General features: G+C 67.8%; 22 protein-coding genes and 1 other annotated feature. Of the genes, 8 read left to right on the top strand and 14 right to left on the bottom strand.

Annotated features, from left to right (window positions below):
• Nucleotides 1-209: 209 nt before the first annotated feature.
• Complete coding sequence (locus ACWGUG_RS02765; protein WP_452323772.1) at nucleotides 210-803, top strand: RNA polymerase sigma factor; 594 nt, start codon at nucleotides 210-212, stop codon at nucleotides 801-803.
• Nucleotides 769-1,461 carry a hypothetical protein gene (locus ACWGUG_RS02770; protein ID WP_452323773.1) on the top strand — a complete coding sequence of 231 codons (693 nt, stop codon included), beginning with the start codon at nucleotides 769-771 and terminating at the stop codon, nucleotides 1,459-1,461. Before ACWGUG_RS02765 ends, ACWGUG_RS02770 begins: the two co-directional genes overlap by 35 nt.
• 74 nt (nucleotides 1,462-1,535) lie before the next feature.
• Here ACWGUG_RS02770 and ACWGUG_RS02775 read toward each other — a convergent pair whose 3' ends face one another.
• Nucleotides 1,536-1,829 carry a hypothetical protein gene (locus tag ACWGUG_RS02775; RefSeq protein WP_452323774.1) on the bottom strand — a complete coding sequence of 98 codons (294 nt, stop codon included), beginning with the start codon at nucleotides 1,827-1,829 and terminating at the stop codon, nucleotides 1,536-1,538.
• 130 nt (nucleotides 1,830-1,959) lie between these two features.
• On the opposite strand from ACWGUG_RS02775, the gene ACWGUG_RS02780 reads away from it, so the two are divergent.
• Nucleotides 1,960-2,418, top strand: a complete 459-nt coding sequence (locus ACWGUG_RS02780) for an MmcQ/YjbR family DNA-binding protein (protein WP_452323775.1) — start codon at nucleotides 1,960-1,962, stop codon at nucleotides 2,416-2,418.
• A 133-nt stretch (nucleotides 2,419-2,551) separates the two neighbouring features.
• Here ACWGUG_RS02780 and ACWGUG_RS02785 read toward each other — a convergent pair whose 3' ends face one another.
• The 6 genes from ACWGUG_RS02785 to ACWGUG_RS02810 all read right to left on the bottom strand — a co-directional run bounded on the left by ACWGUG_RS02785 (nucleotide 2,552) and on the right by ACWGUG_RS02810 (nucleotide 9,032).
• Complete coding sequence (locus tag ACWGUG_RS02785; protein ID WP_452323776.1) at nucleotides 2,552-3,445, bottom strand: hypothetical protein; 894 nt, start codon at nucleotides 3,443-3,445, stop codon at nucleotides 2,552-2,554.
• Nucleotides 3,446-3,459: 14 nt separating this feature from the next.
• Complete coding sequence (locus ACWGUG_RS02790; RefSeq protein ID WP_452323777.1) at nucleotides 3,460-5,157, bottom strand: hypothetical protein; 1,698 nt, start codon at nucleotides 5,155-5,157, stop codon at nucleotides 3,460-3,462.
• Between the two features lie 46 nt (nucleotides 5,158-5,203).
• A protein-coding gene (locus ACWGUG_RS02795) for an IS3 family transposase (RefSeq protein ID WP_452323778.1) occupies nucleotides 5,204-6,441 on the bottom strand; the annotation gives its coding sequence in 2 pieces (ribosomal slippage) (nucleotides 5,204-6,162 and nucleotides 6,162-6,441; 1,239 coding nt in all).
• Nucleotides 6,053-6,169 (bottom strand) — a sequence feature (AL1L pseudoknot). It overlaps the preceding gene by 117 nt.
• 283 nt (nucleotides 6,442-6,724) lie before the next feature.
• The gene (locus ACWGUG_RS02800; protein WP_452323779.1) at nucleotides 6,725-7,183 is read right to left on the bottom strand and encodes a hypothetical protein; all 459 of its coding nucleotides are present in this window, start codon (nucleotides 7,181-7,183) and stop codon (nucleotides 6,725-6,727) included.
• 167 nt (nucleotides 7,184-7,350) lie between these two features.
• Nucleotides 7,351-7,767: an SRPBCC family protein gene (locus ACWGUG_RS02805; RefSeq protein ID WP_336394044.1), complete on the bottom strand. Its 417-nt coding sequence runs from the start codon at nucleotides 7,765-7,767 to the stop codon at nucleotides 7,351-7,353.
• A 557-nt stretch (nucleotides 7,768-8,324) separates the two neighbouring features.
• Complete coding sequence (locus ACWGUG_RS02810; RefSeq protein WP_452323780.1) at nucleotides 8,325-9,032, bottom strand: MerR family transcriptional regulator; 708 nt, start codon at nucleotides 9,030-9,032, stop codon at nucleotides 8,325-8,327.
• A gap of 88 nt (nucleotides 9,033-9,120) precedes the next feature.
• Between ACWGUG_RS02810 and ACWGUG_RS02815 the strand changes: the two genes are divergently transcribed.
• Together ACWGUG_RS02815 and ACWGUG_RS02820 are read left to right on the top strand one after the other, a co-directional pair.
• Nucleotides 9,121-9,561 carry a DUF6194 family protein gene (locus ACWGUG_RS02815; protein WP_452323781.1) on the top strand — a complete coding sequence of 147 codons (441 nt, stop codon included), beginning with the start codon at nucleotides 9,121-9,123 and terminating at the stop codon, nucleotides 9,559-9,561.
• Nucleotides 9,561-10,091, top strand: a complete 531-nt coding sequence (locus ACWGUG_RS02820; protein ID WP_452323782.1) for a putative immunity protein — start codon at nucleotides 9,561-9,563, stop codon at nucleotides 10,089-10,091. The genes ACWGUG_RS02815 and ACWGUG_RS02820 overlap by 1 nt, the downstream gene beginning before the upstream one ends.
• A gap of 62 nt (nucleotides 10,092-10,153) precedes the next feature.
• Here ACWGUG_RS02820 and dnaB read toward each other — a convergent pair whose 3' ends face one another.
• Nucleotides 10,154-11,527 carry a replicative DNA helicase gene (gene dnaB / locus ACWGUG_RS02825; RefSeq protein WP_336394039.1) on the bottom strand — a complete coding sequence of 458 codons (1,374 nt, stop codon included), beginning with the start codon at nucleotides 11,525-11,527 and terminating at the stop codon, nucleotides 10,154-10,156.
• Between the two features lie 588 nt (nucleotides 11,528-12,115).
• Between dnaB and ACWGUG_RS02830 the strand changes: the two genes are divergently transcribed.
• Complete coding sequence (locus ACWGUG_RS02830; RefSeq protein WP_452323783.1) at nucleotides 12,116-13,105, top strand: hypothetical protein; 990 nt, start codon at nucleotides 12,116-12,118, stop codon at nucleotides 13,103-13,105.
• Nucleotides 13,106-13,222: 117 nt separating this feature from the next.
• On the top strand, nucleotides 13,223-14,581 hold the full coding sequence (locus tag ACWGUG_RS02835) for a chaplin family protein (protein ID WP_452323784.1): 1,359 nt from the start codon (nucleotides 13,223-13,225) through the stop codon (nucleotides 14,579-14,581).
• A 337-nt stretch (nucleotides 14,582-14,918) separates the two neighbouring features.
• Here the strand turns inward: ACWGUG_RS02835 and rplI are convergent, their stop codons facing one another.
• From rplI to ACWGUG_RS02860, 5 genes are all read right to left on the bottom strand, one after another.
• Nucleotides 14,919-15,371: a 50S ribosomal protein L9 gene (gene rplI / locus ACWGUG_RS02840; protein ID WP_336394034.1), complete on the bottom strand. Its 453-nt coding sequence runs from the start codon at nucleotides 15,369-15,371 to the stop codon at nucleotides 14,919-14,921.
• An 11-nt stretch (nucleotides 15,372-15,382) separates the two neighbouring features.
• Complete coding sequence (gene rpsR / locus ACWGUG_RS02845; protein ID WP_045301896.1) at nucleotides 15,383-15,637, bottom strand: 30S ribosomal protein S18; 255 nt, start codon at nucleotides 15,635-15,637, stop codon at nucleotides 15,383-15,385.
• A 66-nt stretch (nucleotides 15,638-15,703) separates the two neighbouring features.
• Nucleotides 15,704-16,234: a single-stranded DNA-binding protein gene (locus tag ACWGUG_RS02850; protein WP_336394033.1), complete on the bottom strand. Its 531-nt coding sequence runs from the start codon at nucleotides 16,232-16,234 to the stop codon at nucleotides 15,704-15,706.
• Nucleotides 16,235-16,239: 5 nt separating this feature from the next.
• A complete protein-coding gene (gene rpsF, locus ACWGUG_RS02855) occupies nucleotides 16,240-16,608 on the bottom strand; it encodes a 30S ribosomal protein S6 (protein WP_336394032.1) in 369 nt (122 codons plus the stop codon).
• A gap of 149 nt (nucleotides 16,609-16,757) precedes the next feature.
• Nucleotides 16,758-17,957 carry an acyl-CoA dehydrogenase family protein gene (locus tag ACWGUG_RS02860; RefSeq protein ID WP_452323785.1) on the bottom strand — a complete coding sequence of 400 codons (1,200 nt, stop codon included), beginning with the start codon at nucleotides 17,955-17,957 and terminating at the stop codon, nucleotides 16,758-16,760.
• 89 nt (nucleotides 17,958-18,046) lie between these two features.
• On the opposite strand from ACWGUG_RS02860, the gene ACWGUG_RS02865 reads away from it, so the two are divergent.
• Nucleotides 18,047-19,240 (top strand): hypothetical protein, encoded by a 1,194-nt coding sequence (locus ACWGUG_RS02865; RefSeq protein WP_336394028.1) that lies wholly within the window; start codon nucleotides 18,047-18,049, stop codon nucleotides 19,238-19,240.
• A 242-nt stretch (nucleotides 19,241-19,482) separates the two neighbouring features.
• On the opposite strand, the gene exaC is transcribed toward ACWGUG_RS02865, so the two are convergent.
• On the bottom strand, nucleotides 19,483-21,033 hold the full coding sequence (exaC, locus tag ACWGUG_RS02870; RefSeq protein ID WP_452323786.1) for an acetaldehyde dehydrogenase ExaC: 1,551 nt from the start codon (nucleotides 21,031-21,033) through the stop codon (nucleotides 19,483-19,485).
• Between the last annotated feature and the right edge of the window lie 27 nt (nucleotides 21,034-21,060).

Genomic DNA, 21,060 nt, shown 5'->3' on the forward strand with positions numbered 1-21,060 from the left:
GTCACACCCGCCCGTCTCAGCTCGTTCACCGGCCCTTGTGTGGGCCCAGGCCCGCCCCCATCTCGCGCAGCCAGCGAAGGTCCATGAGCGCGCACCTAGCGAAAGGTAGCCCTTGCGTGGCTACGGTGCCTGGACTGGCGTGGTGATGCCTTTTCGGGGTGGGATGCGTATTGGCGTGAACTGACTCCGCGGAATCGAGCAATACGGTTGTGAGCCCCGACAACGAGGTCATCGAGACGTCGATGCGTGAGCCGGCGATATTCGCCGACCTGTACGACCGGCACGCTCGTTCAGTGTTCCGTTACGCGGCTCAACGCGTCGGTGACCACGCTGCCGAGGACATCATGTCGGACACCTTCCTCGTCGCGTTCGAGAAGCGTCGCACCTACGACACCGCCGTGGCGGACGCCCGGCCCTGGCTTCTCGGAATCGCGACGCGGCTGATCCGCAAGCACTCTCGGCTGGAAGCGGTGGCCTGGAAGGGGATGACCGCGGACCTCGCGGGCCGGATTGCTCCCGACTTCACCGACCAAGCACACGACCGGATCGATGCGCAACGGCTCGTGCATCGCCTCGAGCGAGCACTCAGACGGCTTCGAGCGGAGGATCGCGACACGCTGCTGCTATACGCGTGGGCTGATCTCGACTACGCCGCGATCGCCAAGGCGACCAGCGTACCGATCGGCACCGTCCGGTCCCGGCTCAATCGCGTTCGTCGGGTGCTGAGAGAAGCTGCGGGCACCGGCATCAGTACGGAGGAAGTGGAACATGGACGAGTTGACCCCGCTCCGCAACACCCGTGAGGATAGCCGGGTTCCCACCGACGATGCGCTCGCCAAGGGGCGTGCCGCTCTGCTCAATCGCGCCGCGTCCGTCGTCGTGCAAGACGACGCAGCACCGTCCCCGCATGATGACGGACGGCCATCGGCAGCTGCTCAGCGAACATTCCGGCCGCGCTGGGCTGCGGCCGCGCTCGCCGTGGCCCTCACGGCCGTCGTAGTCGTCGTGGCCGTGCCTTTTGCGATCTCGGCCGGCGGGGGATCCGGCCGACCAGCGGTCGGCGTGCCTTCCTCGACGCCGCTTGATGAGAAGCCGCTGGAGGTCACCGCGCAGATGTATGAAGCGGCGTATGCCACGTTTGCACGATGCATGCGTGACAACGGATCTGGTCTGGCGGCCGAGTACATGGAGGGGGCGGTGCACCAGTACTCCTACCTCGCAGTGGACGAGAGCGCGCACGCGGTCTGCTATCCGCCCTTCCAGCAGATCGACATGGCCTGGCAAATGGCCCATACGTACGACTCGCCCACCTACGTCGCCCTGCGCAAGTGCCTCACCGATATCGGGGTCACGCCGGCCAGCGACGCTCAAGGTGTCTATCAACAGGTGTTGGACCACGGGATCGATCCGACGAGCTGCCAACCACCCGCACGCAATCCCTACAGCCGACCCCAGGAGTAGTCCCTTCCTCGATCGGGATCTCGATCCCCTTTCGAGCAATGAGCGTTCGACGGGACCGTCTCGGCGGCCAGCTGTCAGTCCGCGGAATCCGGGTGACGTCGATTGGGGCGCGCTCGCGCCGCATGCCGGCCGGCGAGGAAGGCGACCGCCAGGAGACCGATCGTCAGAACCGCCAATCCGACGATCGTCGTGCGGGACAGGAAGACGCCGCCGCCACCGGGCACGAATGTCGCATCGGCGAGTGGCTGATAGGCGAACCAGCCGAACGTCACCGGAGTCAGCACCCCGATGAGCAGCACGATGCAGCCGGTGCCGACGATGACACTGGCGATCACCCACGCCAGGGTCGATCTCTTGCGTTCGCTCACGCGTCGACACTATCGACGGGTGAGCGCCGGGATCCGTATTCGCGCGATGCTCGTATGCGGCTGCCTCGGGAGCACTCGTCCGCTCGCTAGGAGCGGCATCGATGTCGCGCGGGCGGCGTAGGCTCGCGCCGTGGCCACCCTCGACGACGTGCGCAGGATCGCGAATAGCCTGCCCGGCAGCGAAGAGCGCGCGACGACGGGTGGCACCGCGTGGTTCGTCCGGAGAAAGTTGTATGCGTGGGAGTGCCACCCATGGCCCAGCATCCCCGACGACATTCGTGCGATTCTCGCAACCGAGCTCGTCGTCGCCGTCAAGGTCGCGGACCGGATGGATGAATTCGCTCTGGTCCAGATGGAGCCCGACGTGTTCCTGCGGACGACCACGCCCTGGGGTGAGCCGAAAGTGGCTTTCCGGCTGGCCGCGATCAAGGCGGACCATCTGGCCGAGCTGGTGACCGACGCCTGGCGCGTTCAGGCCCCGAAGTATCTTCGCCACGAACTCGATGCCGTCGCTCTCGGCGCACAGGCGACCGAGCCCAATACCAGTCACGATGAGTATGCGGACGGGGGCGAAAGCCTCGAGCTTTGATGCCACGAGCCGAACTGCCCGAGTTTGGCCCATCACCCCGTCGGAGAGGCACGTCCGATCCATAAACGGGCATTGCGCGCAAAAGGGAGCGTGCGGGCAAAAGCGCTTACGATGGGTACCCCTGAACGGGCAACTACCGGTCGTCCGGATTCTCGCCCACGCGCACGGAGATCTCGTTCCAGGCTTTGGACCAAACTTCGTCGCGCTCGTTCTGCGAGCGGGTCAGGGCTGATAGCGATTCGAGCAGTTCGAGCGTGCCCGCAGCGTCGGCGACGTCGAGCTCGGTGTCGGGCCGGCCGCCAGAGGCAGGGCCGCTGAGGGTTTTCGCCAGCAGACGATCACCGTGAAGGTAGCTGACTCGCCACTTCTGGTCGACCCCGCTGAACTCGCAAAGTTCGAGCTCGACGAGCATCGGATCGGGCTGCTTACGCTTGTCGTGGAGCAGGGTATTCAGGGACTTCGCCAGGCCCCGGGCATCGACACTGTCGCCCGGCCTCAAGACCCACATTCGCGGCGTCCAGTATTCACTCTGTCCGCCGAGGTCGCTGAAGTAGATGGTTGGTTCGTCCCATTGGTTTATCAAGGGATCCGCAAGAGCGTTGACGGCCCGGTCCAGGTCCCGCACATCGTAGACGGTGACGAACGCCCGGTCGGGAAACGAACCAGCTAGTGCCAGCGCGCCCGCCGGACGCGAGCCGCGAGGAACCAGGTCGATCGTGGAAGCTGCGCTCCACATCAACTGAAGCACCGACGACATCTGCATCAAGGGTTCGGGCCGCGTCGCAGAGATCGTTGCGCTGACGAGCGCTTGTCGCTCGGCAGGTGTGTCTTGCAACGCGATCGACAGTTCGTGGGCGGAGGCGGCAAGCTCTTCCGCATCATCGTCCCGCGAGGCGCGGACGAGCCGCTGGAACGCGGCGACCCCTAAACTCTTGAGCGAGTCGAACGCGTGGCCCGAGATCTCGTCGACGACCCGGTCGCCGATTCCTTTCAAGAGCGGCAGCAGGAACAGTACGAATGGATCCATCGATAATCCTCGATTCAAGGAAGGCTGTACGTGCCCTCATCGGCCGCAAACTCGACGGCCACGAGTGACCGCGCGTCGTCGCAGATCACCTCGGCGGAGAATGGAGGAAGCCCCGTGACCTCCCCATCGACGCGCACATAGCCCTGAACTGAGATGTCGTCGTCTCGCGAGCCGGACAGCTCGCAGGCCTCGTCGACCGCCGCCCAGGCATCCGTGCCTGCGGTAATCGTGATCGATGCGACGCGTCGCACAGAGCTGCCTGGGTCGTCGGTATCTGTCGCCTCTTCGGTCGCGGCGGGATCTGCGTTGGCCGCTAATGCGACGCGGCCGTCGCCCGAAGCGATCTTCACCGTGGCGCCGGCGCAGGCCGTCTCAGCCAGGAGCACCTTGGCCTCGCTCGTTGGGTCGCCAGGATCGGCGATGGAGATCAGGGTGCCGGCTGCATCTTGCACTCCCTCGTCGGCGGAGAGGCCGCAAGAGACCAACGCTTTCATCGAGTCGCTGTCGGGATTTATCGTGATCGACACGGGGGTCTGCAGGCCACCGATCTTGGGGTTTGTGACCGCCCACGCGTACACCACCCCACCGATCAGGACGAGAGCAGCACCGATCATCAACAGGCGGCGGACAACGCGGAAAGTCGCTCGCAGTTGAGATACGCCGGACTCGTCGAGCACGAGGTTGCGGTGCCATAGGCGGTTGTCGAGGATTGCCTTCTGGCTCTTCAACCGCACTGCTTCAACTGCGGATGTGTCGGCGAGTAGAGCCGCTCGTACCTGAGCGGCGGCATCCGTGGGACTCTTGCGCGCTTCGACGGCATCCAGCAGTTTCTGGACAGCCTTCCGGAGGTCCGGGGTAGGCAAGGGTCGCGACGGGAACGCGCGGCTCAGCACGGCCGACACCACCGCCTGGTGCCACTCGTCTGTCAGGAAACGCCGTTGCTCTTCGCCTGCCTCAGCGACGCGTTTGGACTGACCCTCGCCATCGACCTCGTTCCACACCGCGTCAGCCGAGACCTCCTCGGTACCCGGAATCCACGAGATCACGGCATCCACATGCTCCCGCATGCGAGGTCCGATGTCGGCGGAGGGGACGTTCGCAAGCTGAGGCGGCGGCGGAGCGGCGTCTCTCGATGGCGACCAGCCGGTGTCGAGGTGAAGCACGATCGCCTCGCGGCGGCCGATCTCCTCGAGCAGTTTGTCGACAGAGTTGATCCCTGGACCGAACGCCGCGGCGGTGTCACCCGAAAGAAGTCCGTTCAGGCGGGCCGCTTCCTTCGTTCGCGGGTTGGTTGAATTCGGGTTCTTCTCCGCGTCCTTGATGGTCACCCGAAGCTCAGACAGACTGGCGTCTTCCGGCTCCAGGGCCCTGGTCGTCGCATAGATCACGATCGCAAGCCCGATGCCGGAAAGGACAAGCCCTATCGACACCCGCCACACGTCCACAAAGGCGAGGTTTACGAACGGCACCGAGCCGAAGACCAAGAGGCCGATGGCACTGAATACCCCGACCACCCAACGCACGAGCGAGTCGTACTTCTTGCGCGCCCACTTCAGAGTGTCGCTCGCTTGCGTGACCGGGACGGTGCTCGCGGCACCCTCGGTCTCGGTCGCGTCTTCGCCCGGCCATGCATCCGACAGAGCCTTAATCGCAGCGTCGTAGTTCTCCTTCGCGGTCGCCACCGCAGCGACGACGTCCCCCTTGCCAGCCATCGCATTCCCCCCAGGGACTCGAAATGAATCGGCCTGACTTTCGTTCCTATCGGTTCGTTTGTCCGGCGGGTGCCGGGTGGGCTGATTCCTGGTCAGCGTAGTACGCGTGCTCGACCTCGATCGGGGTGCGCAGATCGAGCTCGCCGTGCAGGCGCTGGTGATTCCACCACCACACGTACTCGAGGGTCGCGAGCTCGACCTGCTCGACGGTGCGCCACGGCCCGCGCTGGCGGATCAGTTCGGTCTTGTAGAGGTTGTTCACGGCCTCCGCCATCGCGTTGTCAAACGAGTCGCCGACCGTTCCGGTCGATGGCACGGCGCCGAGCTCGACGATGCGTTCGGTGTAGACCATGGCCATGTAATTCGAGCCGTGATCCGAGTGATGCGTCAGCCCGGTCAGGTCACCGCCGGCATTCCACGCGGCCATGTCCAGCGCCTGCAGCGGCAGGATCTCGGCCTTCAGCGTCGCCGCGACGTTCCACCCGACGATGCGCCGGGAGTAGACGTCGGTGACGAAGGCGACGTAGGCGAACCCGGACCACGTCGCGACGTACGTGATGTCGCAGACCCACAGCCGACGCGGCGCGTCAGCGGTGAACCTGCGGTTGACCAGATCGCCTGGCAGCGTCGTCGTCCTGTCCGAGCGCGTCGTGAACACCCGCTTGGACTTCTTCACGCCCCGCACCCCGGCCAGCCGCATGAGTCGTTCGGTCTGGTCCCGGCCGATGTCCCAGCCCTGTCGGCGCATCAACGCGTGCATCTTCCGGCGCCCGTAGACGCCGTAGTTCTCCGCATGCAGCCGCGCGACTTCCGGGCTGAGGAGGTCGTCGCGCAACTGCCGGGCCGACGGCGCACGGCCGACCGCGGCGCGATAGCCGCGGGAGGTGAGGAACCCCTGGACCGCCGGTCGGAGGACACGGCAGATGAGCTCGACCCCGAAACGATCCCGGTACTCGTCGATGAACCGGATCATCTCGTCGAGGGGCGGTCGAGCTCCTTCGCGAAAAACACGCTCGCAGCCTTGAGGATCTCGTTCGCCTTCCGCAGCTCCGAGACTTCCTTCTCCAGTTGCTTGATCCGCTGCGCCGCATCGGTCGTCAGGCCGGGCTTGGCGCCGGCGTCGACCTCGTACCGGCGCTGCCACAGCCGCAACGTCTCCGGGCTCATCCCGAGCAGCCCGGCCACGTGCCGCACCGCGCTCATCATGTTCGGGTGCTCCGGCCGCGCCTCAGCGAGCATCCGCAACGCCCGCTCACGCATCTCCGGCGAGTACTTCCTGTTCATCGAGTTCCATCCTTGCTTGAAGAACGGAACGAAAGTCAGGCCGATTCACACATCCCGATCGATCGGTCACACGGGTTGGATACGGTGCGGAGCACTCGATGTCCGAATCGGTTGCCAAACGTCAGTGTCCCACGTGCCGACTAAGCAGCGCCCGAGCCTCAAGACCGGCACGCCATCGCGCATGAGGTCCGACCAGCTGCCCGGAGGCCGGTCCTTCAGCGTGCCCACAGGCAGCCCGCTGCGCTGCTCTGCGTCGAGCAATCCCGTGCGCCTCGCGTGCCGATCAGGCCCAGCGTTGCGGGCCGTCGACGCTTCTATCTCGTCCGGCGTCTTTCGGGGCAGTCTCGTGTCCGGCAAGCTCGTGCAACCACGGCGGATGCTGGTCTATCGCAACCGAACCTGCGCCCGTCGTGAAGTAAGCGACGATGGGCGGACTTGTGACGAATCCGGCCGCCAGGGCAGCGGCGCCAGGCGCGGTCACGAGGGCGTGACGGGCGTGGAGGTTGCGCATCAATATCGCGAACGCTTCTGGATCGTCAGGTGGTGAGGGCTCTTGAATGCCAGCGGGAAGCTGCTCACGCAGCCAGTTCATCAGACGCTCCCGCTGTGGCGCTGCAAGTCGTTGGAAGGCGGCCACGTACCCTCTGTCCGCGATGACGGCCGGCACATTTCCCAACACGTAGGCATATCGGGCGATCTGCTCGTCATCACTGATGATCTGCTTCGCCTGTAGCCGCTTCACGATCCCTCCTGAGTGATGACCACAAGGTTACGCCGACCGCGCACTGCAATACAGGGTCCACGAACGGGCAACCGGAGACGGTCTCCTGCGCGCTCAGGAACCAAGCAGCGCTCGTTCGATCGTGTCTCCGCGTGCGCGGGCACTAACGCCTGGCTCGCCGACTGATGCTAGCCCTCGAGTAGCGCTGCGAGCGCGGCCAGGTCGTGCTCCAGGCTGTGCTGAACCTCGGCAGACATTCCCCTTGCCAGTTGCGCTTCGGCTGGCCCGTCGAGCCATGCAGACAGTGTGACCTCAGTACCGTCGAGCCCCTCGACGGCCTCGTGGTGCACGGTCAACTCCGCCCCATCGAGTTCGGTGGTGTCGGCATAGACAAAGCCCGGCCCCACTGTCGTGACGCGGAACGGTGACTCTTGACCACCGACCGCTTTCAGGACTCCGCGGGCGCCCAATCCGAAGGGCTCTGACAGCTTGAAATACTCCATGCTCGGCGCCCACTCGGGGTGTGTTTCGATCGCGCACCAGCGCTCGAAGAACAGCGATGCCGAGGCACTAGACGTGCGGCGGGTTCGGGCAATCTCGATCACGAATCGACGCTAGCGCCGATCCCCGACAGTGAAGCGGCCGAGCTCTTTGGCCGCTCTCATGCCGGTCGTTGGTGTCGGTTGCGGGTCCTCGAGCGCGTGAGGCGTTTGACCTCGTCTGCTCTAGGGCCGATATTCGTCCACGCGGGGCGGAAAGGCCTCTGGCGGAAGCATCGTCTGGGCATTCATCTGCTCGGGCGGTTTGACGACCGAGAAGAATTTGACGACCGAGAGGAAGAAGCCAAGCGCCTTCGCGACTGTCCTGCCGACCACCGCTGCAACCCGCCAAGACAGGGAACGATCACGATCGTCATATCGCCGGCATCCATCACCGGAGTCCCAAGCGTCTAGCGGTTGGGGAGGTGGAACAGCGCGTTCGTCGGTCCAACCGCGCCATGTCCCGGCCTCAAGGAGTCTCGCAGGCGCTCGAATCGGTGAGGCCCGTTGACCCCGCCCGATGAAGATGCCCGCAGGGGCACGCCAACCGCGACATCACGGTCGGGTCAGACGGGACTCCTCGGTCGGTTGTGCGACGGCCATCCCCGTGCCGAATGCCACCTTCACGCGGCAGTCTGCTGCCGATCGCTGAGGAGTGCGTGGAGTTGTCCTGATGCGGCGAGCAGCGCGACACTGCGGCGGCTGAGATCCGACAGCCGCTCGTCGAGAAGCGCTTGAGCCTCTGACGTCAGTCCGTGCTCGCGAAGCTGGGCGAGCACGCGCGATATCGGTGGGATGCGGTGTCCGCCGCTTCGGAGCGCAGCGACGATACGTGCCTCCGTGATCGCTCGAGCGTTGTATCGACGGGTCTGCGACTGACCGATCCGATCCGGGTTGACGAGGCCTTCATGCTCCCAGTGGCGCAACGCCGACGAGCGAACACCGAGGGCGTCCGCGAGCTCGCTGATCGTCATGGAGTCGCGGTCGTCGAAGACGAGGGTGGTGTCGGCGAGAACCGCCTGGAGACCGCGGCTTGCTTCGCGGACGTGTTCACGACTGCGCGCCAGCAGGGCGTGCAGGTCATCGATCTTCTCTGCAGCGGCTTCGAGGGTGCCGTGCACCAGCGTGGGCATCATCTGTCGCGCCGGCACGGATCCGATCGCGGCGACCAGTGCGCGATAGGCGCGGAGCGCGACGATGTGGCGCTCCTGGTAACAGCGGTATCCGTTGGGGGTGCGCTCGGCGGCGGGGAGCACTCCGAGCCGTTCGAGGTCGCGAACTTGCTGTGTGGAATAGCCGACCATTCGAGCGACCGCGGCCGTCGTGAACATCGTCTCTTGAGACTTTTTGGCTGGCATGCATGCTCCCATCTCGCCAAGGTCCACATAAGCACTTCAACGTGACGATGGAAGGATGGAGATGAAGGAGATTGTCGATGCCGTCAGCGGCTTCGAGGGTGTGCTCGTGGTCATCCCCGGAGAGGGGAGCGGTTCGCCGGAGGTGGCGTGGGGTGACGCGTTCTTGTACTACGCCCCGGATGGAGCGATGCCGGAGCGGACGCAGCCGTACGGGACGATCGTGACGAAGAACTATCCCGATGACGAGGAATCGAGATTGGACGAGTCTGGTCGGTTCCGCGTGAACATCCACGTCGGACGCGATCGCGCACCGCAGATCGCGGATGACGGTGCGAGCCCCGCCGACGCCGACGTGTTCGTCTCGCACCCTCTGTACGGGGCGGCCGGATGGGTGTCGGTGGTGAATCCGGCGTCCGCGACGTCGGAGCACGTGATCTCGCTGCTGCACGACGCGCATGAGGCTGCACGAGCTCGCGCATCTCGTCGTGCTGGCAGCGCGTGATGGGATCGCCGCAGGCGTTGAGCGAGGCTGATCGCCGGATCGGGGCATCGTGGGCGGCTGACTGCGCCGAACGAGTCCTCGCGATCTTCGAGTCGGAGTCGCCCGACGACTCGCGGCCACGCGATGCGATCGCTCGCACGCGGGCATTCGCGCGCGGCGAGCTCGGTGCCGCGGGTGAGATCCGTCGCCGCTTCGTTGCGGGACGCGCTGCGCACGAGGTCGCGAGCCCGCAGGCCATCGCGGCCGCGCGCGCAGCGGCGCAAGCCGCCGGCGTGGCCCACATGGGCGCGCATGCCCTCGGGGCCGCCGCATACGCGGCGAAAGCTGTGGGCTTGTCGAAACCCGATCAGGTGGACGCAGTCCGAGCAGAGATCTGCTGGCAGCTCAACCAGCTGAGCCCGGAAGCCAAGACCGCACTACGACAGCTTCCGCTGCTCGGTGAGGACACGAGTGGTCCGCTCGGGCCCGGTCTCCTCAGTCGAGGCGTCCTCGCAGCGAACATCCGCGCCATCCAAGCTGGTCTGGCGTAGTCCCGCCCCGCGCCGATCAGGACGTCTGCATTGAGAATTGGAGACGTTAGCGCGAGATTCACCTACCCGAAGTCGCCCGGGGCCATGTCGGTGAAGCGCGAGAAGTGGCCCTGGAACGCGACGGTGATGGTGTCGGTCGGGCCGTTGCGGTGCTTGGCGACGATGAGGTCGGCCTCGCCGGCGCGCGGCGAGTCCTTCTCGTAGGCGGCCTCGCGGTGCAGGAGCACGACCATGTCGGCGTCCTGCTCGATCGAGCCCGACTCGCGCAGGTCGGACAGCGCGGGCTTCTTGTCGGCGCGCTGCTCGGCGCCACGGTTCAGCTGCGAGAGCGCGATGACCGGGACCCCGAGCTCCTTCGCGAGCAGCTTGAGCGCTCGAGAGAACTCCGACACCTCTTGCTGACGCGACTCGACCCGCTTGCCCGACGTCATGAGCTGGAGGTAGTCGATGACGACGAGCTTCAGGCCCGCGCGCTGCTTGAGCCTGCGGCACTTCGCGCGGATCTCGACGAGCGTCATGTTGGGGCTGTCGTCGATGTACAGCGGGGCATCGTTGATGCGGCCGCGCGTCGCGGCCACGGTCGTCCAGTCGCGCGAGTCGAGCGTGCCCTTGCGCATGGACTGCAGGGGGATCGCTCCCTCGGCGCTGAGCAGGCGCATCGCGATCTCGCTGCGCCCCATCTCGAGCGAGAAGAAGATCGTGGGCATGTCGTGCTTGACGGCCGCCGACCGCGCGAAGTCGAGCGCCAGCGTCGACTTACCCATCGCCGGTCGCGCCGCGATGATGATCATCTGCCCCGGGTGCAGGCCGTTGGTCAGCTGGTCGAGACCCGAGAAGCCGGTCGGGATGCCGGTCATCTGGCCGTCGCGCCCGCGCGCGGCCTCGATCTCTTCGACGGCGGCGTCGACCGCGATCGTGAGCGGCACGTAGTCTTCAGCCTGCTCGGCCCCCGTGACCGAGTAGATCTCGGCCTGTGCGTTGTTGACGAGGTCGAGCGCCTCACCCTGGCCGGAGTACCCCATCTGCACGATGCGGGTGCCGGCCTCGACCAGACGGCGCAGCAGGGCGCGCTCAGAGACGATCGAGGCGTAGTACCCGGCATTCGCGGCCGTCGGGACGATCGACGTCAGGGTGTGGAGGTAGTCGGCGCCGCCCGCGCGCTGCAGCTCGCCCGTCTTGATGAGCTCATCGGTGACGGCGACCACGTCGGTGGGCTCGCCGTGCGAGTAGAGGGTGAGGATCGCCTCGAAGATCAGCTCGTGCTTCGGGATGTAGAAGTCGGCGCCGCGCAGCGTCTCGATGACGTCGGCGACCGCGTCCTTCGACAGCAGCATTCCGCCGAGCGCGCTCTGCTCCGCCAGCACATCGTGCGGGGGAGTGCGCTCGAAGTCGCGGGGACCCCCCATGCGCTCTTCGGAGATGTCGGCGATCGACATACGCTGCGCGTCCTCCCTGCCGTTCGGTCACGGTCATCGTTGTTCGTCGTCTGGTGCTGTGGGCGCGGGCGCGCCGACAACGCACGAACGCGCAGCGGAACACCCTCTTCCGCTCACCTTCGCGTCGCACTGCGCCGGCTGTCGCACTGCCCCCAGCCGTGCGACACGCGTTCCCGAATGGGCCGCCCCCAACGCTATGGATCCCCTCCGACACTCGCAACAGCGCCTGTGGATAACTGTGTGGAAAGCCTGCGCGAAACGCCGTCGCAGTTGTGCAGAACCCCTGTGGACAACCTCGCGTCGTTCCTTCAGATCCGGCGTGGAAAGCGCGTGTGACCTGGATGTGCTTCATTCACAACCTGTGGAGAGAGACGTGCTTGAAGTCAGGGTTGAAGGTTGCGTCTCCGGCGGCACCCTGTGCACAATTCCGGCCCGCTCGCAACAGCCCTCACACTCAAAATGAGCAGGTCGCAACCCGCTCGAGAATCCTCTGGACAGCGCATCACTCGCGCGCTAGCCTCTCTAATCCAGGCACCCTCACGCACGATCCGTCCGGAACGTGCGGCTCTTTCGTCGTGGGAGGTGAACGTGGAGATCGCAACCTCGCAGCTGCCGAGGATCGTGCGGCTGGCCCTCATCGGGACCGTGTCCGCGTTCGCCTGGATCGTCCTCTCACTGGTCCTCGGCTTCGGGCTGGGACACGCGCAGGCGGATGAGACCGACGACGGGGGACTGCTCGGGGGTGCACTCGGAACCGTGACGGCCGCCGTCGACACGACAGCGGCGACGGTGACCCAGACGGTCTCGACCGTCACGACAGGCGCGACGACCGCCGTCAACACGGTCGTCGCCTCGACGCCGGAGCCCGTGCAGGAGCCGGTGAGCCAGGTCGTGCACGTCGTCGGCTCGGCGGTCACGACCGTCGCTCAGCCGGTCTCGGACGCGGTGTCGGGTGGCGTCGTCAGCGACATCACCGAGCCCGTGGTCGACGTCGTCACCGCCGTGCCCATGGTCGGCGACGTCGCCACCGCCGTCGGCCTCGACGACGCCGTCACCGACCTCGGCGGCACGGTCGATGAGACGCTCGACGACCTCGTGGGCGTGGTCGTCGAGACGGGCACGACGGTCGGTCTGCCGCCCGTCGGCGAACTCCCCTCGACCCCCGCCACGCCGGGTCTGCCGGGTCTGCCGGGACTCTCAGACCCCGCCGACGGCGCCTGGCCGAGCGAGACGCCCACCATCGCGGCCGGCGCCGTCACGCTCCTTGCGAGCGCCTCCGCCACCGCCGCAGCGGCCTTGCATGCCGCCTGGGCTGCGGCATCCGTCGCCTCCGCTGTTGCGGCGGAAGCGCTGTACGTCTCGTCCGCCGCGCTCAGCGCGAGCGGGCCCTCCAGCTCTCCGGGCGGGCTCTGCCTGCCCTCCGCCTCCGCGGGACCCGGCGGTGCGGGTCCCGGCGCCTGGGCGTTCATCGCCCTCGTTCCACTCGCCGCACACCGTGCCTGGGTGCGCCGAGCAGGTCCCGAGGACGATCACGCACCGCCGGCGCCCGCCGGTTCCACCGACGTCTCCCCTGACTGATCGGCTCTCCGCCGCCTCGCTCTCACGAGCGCAGTGCGGCAGAGATTCAGCGCGCCTCCCGCGCTGAGCAGCGCCGCTTCGCGCGCTGCATCCGATCGATCACAAAGGGGAACACCAATGCGTACTTTCTGCAAGCGCGCCCTGTGGGGCACGCTTCTCGCCGGCGGCATCACGCTGCTCGGCGCCACGGCCGCGACCGCGGCCGAGACCACCGGTGACGACGGGCTGCTCTCCGGCAGCCAGGCCGTCATCGACGTCACACTCCCGGTCACCGTCAGCGGCACGTCGCTGTCGGTCATCGGCGACTCCCACAGCGACGGCAGCACCGCCGCCGCTCCCACGTCGGATCCCGCACCCGCGGACGCGACGACAGGCGGCCAGGACGGCGCCGCGTCGGGCACGCAGGCGCTCGTCTCGGTGAACGTGCCGGTGACCGTCGCCGGCAATGCGGTGTCGGTAGCCGGCGACAGTGAGTCGTCGGATGCCACGACCGCACCCGCACCGGCTGCTCAGCCTGCTGCGGCCGAGACGTCCGGCGACGACGGCATCCTCTCGGGGACGCAGGGAGTCGTCTCGGTCGCCGCGCCCGTCACGGTCTCGGGGAACGCGATCTCGGTCGTCGGCGACAGCTCGAGCGAGGGAGCGACCACCGCGTCGCCCGCGCCGAGCAGCCCGGGCTCGAGCGGCACCGACGCCTGGACCGACGGCGAGGACTCGATCCTCGGCGGCAGCCAGGTCGTCGCACCGGTCACCGCCCCGGTCACCGCCGGCGGCAACGCCGTCTCGGTCATCGGCGACAGCTCGAGCGAGGGAACGACCACCGCGTCGCCCGCGCCGAGCAGCTCGAGCGGCACCGACGCCTGGACCGGCGGCGAGGACTCGATCCTCGGCGGCACCCAGGTCGTCGCACCGGTCACCGCCCCGATCACCGCCGGCGGCAACGCCATCTCGGTCATCGGCGACAGCAGCTCGACCGGCGCCACCGCGACGCCGGGCACGGGCGGCGGTGCGGTCGTCGGCGGCACCGCGGGCGACGGATCCCTCCTCGGCGGCACGCAGGTGCTCGCGCCGATCTCGCTGCCCGTCGTCATCGGCGGCAACGCCGTCTCGGTGATCGGCGACAGCTCCACCACCGGCCCGGTCGTTCCGACGGATCCCACGGACCCGACCGACCCCACCGATCCGACCGATCCCACGGACCCGACCGACCCCACCGATCCGACGGACCCGACCGACCCCACCGACCCTGGCACGCCGGGGAACCCGGGTCACGACGGAACCCCGGGCGACGGCGGATCGGGCGGCATGGTCGGCCCGACCGCGTCGGACGGCATGACCGGCTCGAACGCGTCGGCCGGCACGGTCGCACAGCTCGCCGCGACAGGAGGATCGGGCGCGATGCCGTTCCTGCTGCTGGGTCTTTCCCTCCTGGCAGCGGGCGCCATCGCGCGCGCTTCGCGGCGCCGCTCCGCGTGAGTCGACGGGGCAAGTCGACGTTCCCCAGACGCCCTTTGCCTCGACCCGCGTGAGCAGCGGGAGGGCTGTCCCCAGCAGCCCTCCCGCACCCCCTCAGACCACCACGATCTCCCGGCCCGTGGAGTCCGGCGCTGCCTGGACCGGACGCCACGGGCCGCGGAGCACGACCATCTCCGCCGCGATCGACGGTTCGGGACCGTCATCGCGGCGGAGATGCCACGCGCGGATGCCGTGAACCGGGGGGCTCGCGGCATCCGCGTCGGACTCCCCCCGGAGACGACGGATGCCGCGGACCCGAAGGTCCGCGGCATCCGTATGTCGCTTCGAAAGCCGAGGCTTACTTGGCGGGGACCACCTGCAGGGTGATCACAGCGGTGAGGTCGTCGCGAAGACGGACCGTCGCCTCGTGCTCGCCCGTCGACTTGATCGGCGAGGTGATGTGGATCTTGCGCTTGTCGAGGTCACCGAGACCCGCGGCCTTGACCGCGTCCGCGACGTCGGCGGTCTTGACCGCACCGAACAGGCGACCCTCGGCGCCGGCCTTGACGGCGAGGCGCACCTTGTTGGTCTCGAGGTTGTTCTTGAGAGCCACAGCCTCTTCGTGGTCGTGGATCGCGCGCGACTCGCGGGCGGCGCGGATCGACGCCACCTGCTTCTCGCCACCGCGGGTCCATGCGACCGCGAAGCCCTGGGGGATGAGGTAGTTGCGGGCGTACCCGTTCTTGACCTCGACCACGTCACCGGCGCTACCGAGCCCGGCCACCTCGTTCGTGAGAATGAGCTTTGCCATGTCGGTACTCCTTAGCGGCCAGCGCCGGCGTAGGGCAGGAGCGCCATCTCGCGCGCGTTCTTGATCGCCTTGGCGATCAGACGCTGCTCCTGCACCGAGACACCGGTGATACGACGGGCGCGGATCTTGCCACGCTCCGAGATGAACTTGCGAAGAGTCGCGACGTCCTTGTAGTCGATGAGACCGACACGGATCGCCTTCGCGGGGGCCGCGTTCTTCGCGCCCTTCCGCGGCTTCCGGCGGTCGCCGGTTGCCTTTCCAGCCATGGTGCTTCCTTTACGTTTTCTTGATCGGATGCCTCGTCACAGGGCATCCGGAATCTTCTTCTGAGATCAGAACGGGGTGTCGTCGCCGTAGGCGCCCGGGGCGGCCCAGGCATCGCCGCCACCGGCACCGCCGGCGTTGGACGAACCGGGCGTCGACCACGGCTCGTCGGCGACCTGCGCCGGACGGGACTGGCCGCCGCCACCGCCGAAGCTGCCGCCGCCACCGGAGCCGCCCGCAGCGCGGGTGACCTGTGCGGTCGCGTAGCGCAGCGACGGGCCGATCTCGTCGACCTCGAGCTCGATCGCGGTGCGGTTGTTGCCCTCGCGGTCCTGGTAGCTGCGCTGCTTCAGACGGCCGGTCGCGATGACCCGCATGCCCTTGGTCAGCGAGCCGGCCACGTGCTCGGCGAACTCACGCCACACGCTCGCGCGGAGGAACAGCGCTTCGCCGTCCTTCCACTCGTTGGCCTGACGGTCGAAGTTGCGCGGCGTCGACGCGATCGTGAAGTTCGCGACGGGGAGGCCGTTCTGCGTGTAACGCAGCTCGGGATCTGCCGTGAGGTTCCCCACGACGGTGATGATCGTCTCGCCGGCCATGTTCCTCAGGCCTTCGCAGCCTTGGCGCTCTTGCGGGCGGCGCGCTCGTCGGCACGCTGCTTCTCGGAGGCGATCATGGCGATCGCTTCTTCGGCGCGGAGGACCTTGGTGCGCATGATCTGCTCGCTGAGGTTCAGCTGGCGATCGAGCTCCTGCGTGGTCGCGGCGGTCGCCGTGAAGTTGACGACGGCGTAGATGCCCTCGTTCTTCTTCTGGATCTCGTACGCAAGACGGCGCTTGCCCCAGATGTCGACGTTCTCGATGGTGCCGCCGTCGGTCGTGATGACCTTGAGGAACTTCTCGAGGTTGGCGCCGACCTGGCGCTCGTCGATCTCAGGGTTCAGAATGACCATGAGTTCGTACTGGTGCGTCACTAACCCACCTCCTTCGGACTAGAACGGCTGCCGGGCATTTCCCGGCAGCAGGAGGGTGTGTTGCACGTCATCCGGCTTCCCGCGTATAGAACGCGTGCGGACAACCCTCCAATGGTACCGGATGCCGCAACCGTCGCCGAATCGCCGGTTCAGCGGAAGGCGCCGAGTCCCGTGAGGTGCTGTCCGAGCACGAGGGTGTGCACCTCGTCGGTCCCCTCATAGGTGCGCACCGACTCCAGGTTGGCGGCGTGGCGGATCGGCGAGTGCTCGAGCAGCACGCCGTCGCCGCCGAGGATCGTCCGCGCCTCCCTGGCGATCTCGATCGCCTCCCGCACGTTGTTGAGCTTGCCCAGCGAGACCTGCGTGGGCGTCAGGGTGCCGGCATCCTTCGCCCGTCCGATGTGGAGCGCGAGCAGCGCACCCTTCTGCAGCTCGACCACCATGTCCACGAGCTTGCGCTGCGTGAGCTGGAAGCCGGCGATCGGCCGGCCGAACTGCTCCCTTCGCAGCGCGTGCCGCAGCGCCGCCTCGTAGCTGTCGCGCGCGGCGCCCAGCGCACCCCACACGATGCCGTAGCGCGCGTCGTTCAGCGCCGAGAACGGCCCGCGCAGTCCGCGCGCACCCGGAAGCAGAGCGGATGCCTCCACCCGCACGCCGTCCAGGCGGAGCTCGGTCTGCACGGAGGCGCGCATCGAGCCCTTCGGCGCGAGCACCGTCACCTCGAAGCCGGGCGCGTCGGTCGGCACGAGGAAGCCGCGGACGCCGTCGTCGGTCTGCGCCCACACGACCGCGAGACGGGCGACCGAGGCCAGCCCGATCCATCGCTTCGCCCCGGTGATGATCCAGTCGCCGCCGTCACGACGGGCGAACGTCTTCATGCTCGACGGGTCGGAGCCGGCGGTGGGCTCGGTGAGGCCGAAGCTGCCGATCACCTCGCCGGCGGCCATCGCCGGCAGCCACTGCTCCTTCTGCTCGGCGCTGCCCCAGCGGTGGATCGACCCCATCGCCAGCGAGCCCTGCACCGAGACGAAGGTGCGGATGCCGGAGTCACCCGCCTCGAGCTCGAGCGCGGCCAGGCCGTACTCGACGGCGCTGCGGCCGGGGCATCCGTACCCCTCCAGCTCCATGCCGAGCACGCCCAGCCGCCCGAGGGTCGGGGCGAGCTCGAAGGGGAAGTGGGCGCGGTCGAACCAGTCGGCGATGTGAGGGCGGATCTCGTCGTCGACGAACGCGCGCACGCGGTCGCGGGCCGACCGCTCCTCGGCGCTGAGCAGTGCGTCGATGCCGAGGATGTCGGATGCCTCGCGCAGCGCGTCGAGGTCGTCGGGGTCCCTGCGGGCATCGGTCATGGCGCCTCCTCGCGTCCCTCCGATCATGCCTTCCCGGGCGCGGGCGTGCAGAACCCTGGGCTGGACCCGGCCGCCGGTACCGTGGTCGGGTGAGCGATCCCTCCGCTGCCCGCTCGGCGACGACGTATCCCTTCGATGCGCGTCCGCTCGTGGAGCCCGTGCCGCACGGCGCACCCCGCGCCTTCGCCGACGAGCTTCGCCGCACCGGCCGGCTCCCGGGATCGGGGAGCAGCCCGTTCGTCGCCATCGTCCTCGGCGCCGTCTTCCTCATCGTGTTCGGCTCGGTCGCGCTGACGATCGTGTCGACCGTCGTGGGGGCGCTGTCGTCGGGCATCAGCGGCGGTGGCGGACTGGGCGTGCTGTTCGCGCTGTTCCCCTTGATCGTGCTGGGCGTGATCGCCGCCCTCGCGATCACGCTCTTCGTCCGCGGCACCCGCGGCAGGCAGGAGCGCATGTACCGGTTCGACCGGTTCGCGCGCGCCAACGGGATGACGTACCTGCCGGCGCTGGACGGCCCCGGCCTGCCGGGCATGATCTTCTCGATCGGCAGCTCACGGCAGGCGAGGGACCTCATCCGCGGCGACGTCCCCCGCTTCGTCGAGTTCGGGAATCACCGCTACACGACCGGCTCGGGCAAGAACCGGCAGACCCACCACTGGGGCTACGTCGCGGTCAAGCTCGACACCCCGCTGCCGCACATCGTGCTGGACGCGACGAGCAACAACTCGCTGTTCGGCTCGAACCTGCCGATGACGATCGACCGCGACCAGCGCCTCAGTCTCGAGGGCGACTTCGACCGCTACTTCGCGCTCTACTGCCCCGCGGACTACGAGCGCGACGCCCTCTACCTCTTCACGCCCGACATCATGGCGCGCTTCATCGACAACGCCGCCGCGCTCGACGTCGAGATCGTCGACGACTGGCTCTTCCTGTACGCCAAGCGCGACTTCTCGACTCTCGACCCCGCCACGTGGGCGTGGCTGTTCTCGGTGGTCGGCGCGCTGCTGGACAAGCTCGCGCAGTGGGCGCGGTGGCGGGACGAGCGCCTGGCGGCGGATGCCTCGACCCAGGGCGCTGCGACCGCCGCGGGCGGCGCGGACCACGCCGGTGCGGCATCCGCCGTTCCCTTCACGCCCCCGCTCGAGTCGCTGCGGCCGCCGCCGGGCGTCGCCCCCGAGGGACGCCGTCTGCAGCGCGGGATCCCGTGGGTGTCGATCGTCGTCGGCGGTGTCGTCGTGGTGCTGTGGATCCTCTCCCGCCTCGGCGGCTCGTTCTTCCCCTGAATCACGGCCTCCCGGAAGCAAAGAATCATGCACGCATTCACCGAGAAGGACATTCGCGCGTCCTTCGTCAACGCCGAGTAACCGCGTACTCGGCGAGATCGCACGCTATCGGCGCCGATGACGTGGTCGTTCGCCGAGTAACCGCGATCTCGACGGGGGCCGGGCCGGAAGGCCGGTGACGAACATGCCGCCAGGACGACCCGGGCGGGCGTGGGGCGCTCCGCCCGGGTCTGCGGGGAGGATCAGAAGAAGCCCATCGCCCCGTCGGCATACGACACCAGCAGGTTCTTCGTCTGCTGGTAGTGGTCGAGCATCTTGAGGTGGTTCTCGCGCCCGATGCCGGACTGCTTGTAGCCGCCGAACGCCGCGTGCGCGGGGTACTGGTGGTACGTGTTCGTCCAGACGCGGCCGGCCTCGATCGCGCGTCCGGCGCGGTACGCGGTGTCGCCCGAGCGGCTCCACACCCCCGCACCGAGGCCGTAGAGGGTGTCGTTGGCGATCGAGATGGCGTCGTCGAAGTCGTCGAAGGAGGTCACCGAGACGACGGGTCCGAAGATCTCCTCCTGGAAGATGCGCATGTCGTTGGTGCCCTCGAACACCGTGGGGGCGACGTAGAAGCCGTCCGAGAGGTCGCCGCCGAGGTCCACTCGCTCACCGCCGGCGAGCAGCTTGGCGCCACCCTGCTTGCCGATGTCGATGTAGCTCAGGATCTTGTCCAACTGGTCGTTGGACGCCTGAGCGCCGATCATCGTCGCGGGGTCCAGCGGGTTGCCCTGCACGATCTTCGACACCCGCTCGAGGCCGTCGCCGAGGAAGCGGTCGTAGATCGAGCGCTGGATGAGGGCGCGCGACGGGCAGGTGCACACCTCGCCCTGGTTGAGCGCGAAGAAGGTGAAGCCCTCGAGCGCCTTGTCGTAGTAGCCGTCGTCAGTGGAGCGGGCGACGTCCTCGAAGAAGACGTTCGCGCTCTTGCCGCCGAGCTCGAGCGTCACCGGGATGAGGTTCTGTGACGCGTACTGCATGATGAGCCGGCCCGTCGTGGTCTCGCCGGTGAAGGCGACCTTGCGGATGCGCTTGTGCTGCGCGAGCGGCGCGCCCGCCTCGATGCCGAAGCCGTTCACGATGTTCACGACGCCCGCGGGGAGCAGGTCGCCGATGATGTCGAAGAGGAAGAGGATCGACGCCGGCGTCTGCTCGGCGGGCTTCAGGACGACGCAGTTGCCCGCGGCGAGCGCGGGAGCGAGCTTCCACGTGGCCATCAGGATGGGGAAGTTCCACGGGATGATCTGGCCCACCACCCCGAGCGGCTCGTGGAAGTGGTAGGCCACCGTGTCTTCGTCGAGCTGGCTGAGCGAGCCCTCCTGCGCCCGCAGGACGCCGGCGAAGTAGCGGAAGTGGTCGACGGCGAGCGGGATGTCGGCGGCCAGGGTCTCGCGCACCGGCTTGCCGTTCTCCCAGGTCTCGGCGACGGCGATCCGTTCGAGGTTCTGCTCGATGCGGTCGGCGATCTTGTTGAGGATCACGGCGCGCTCGGCGGGCGTCGTGCGCTTCCACGACTCGAACGCCTTGGACGCGACGTCCACCGCGCGGTCGATGTCCTCGACCGTGCCGCGGCCGACCTCGGTGAACGGCTTGCCGTTGACGGGGCTGATGTTCTCGAAGTACTGGCCCTTGATCGGCTCGACCCACTCGCCGCCGATGTAGTGGCCGTAGCGGGGGCGGTAGTCGGCGATCGAGCCGCGCTGCCCGGGAGCGGCGTAGATGCTCGAGACGCCCTCTTCGACGATGGTCATGATGGTCTCCTTCGACGCTGTCCGCGA

This window comes from Microbacterium sp. NPDC055455, from assembly GCF_053619935.1.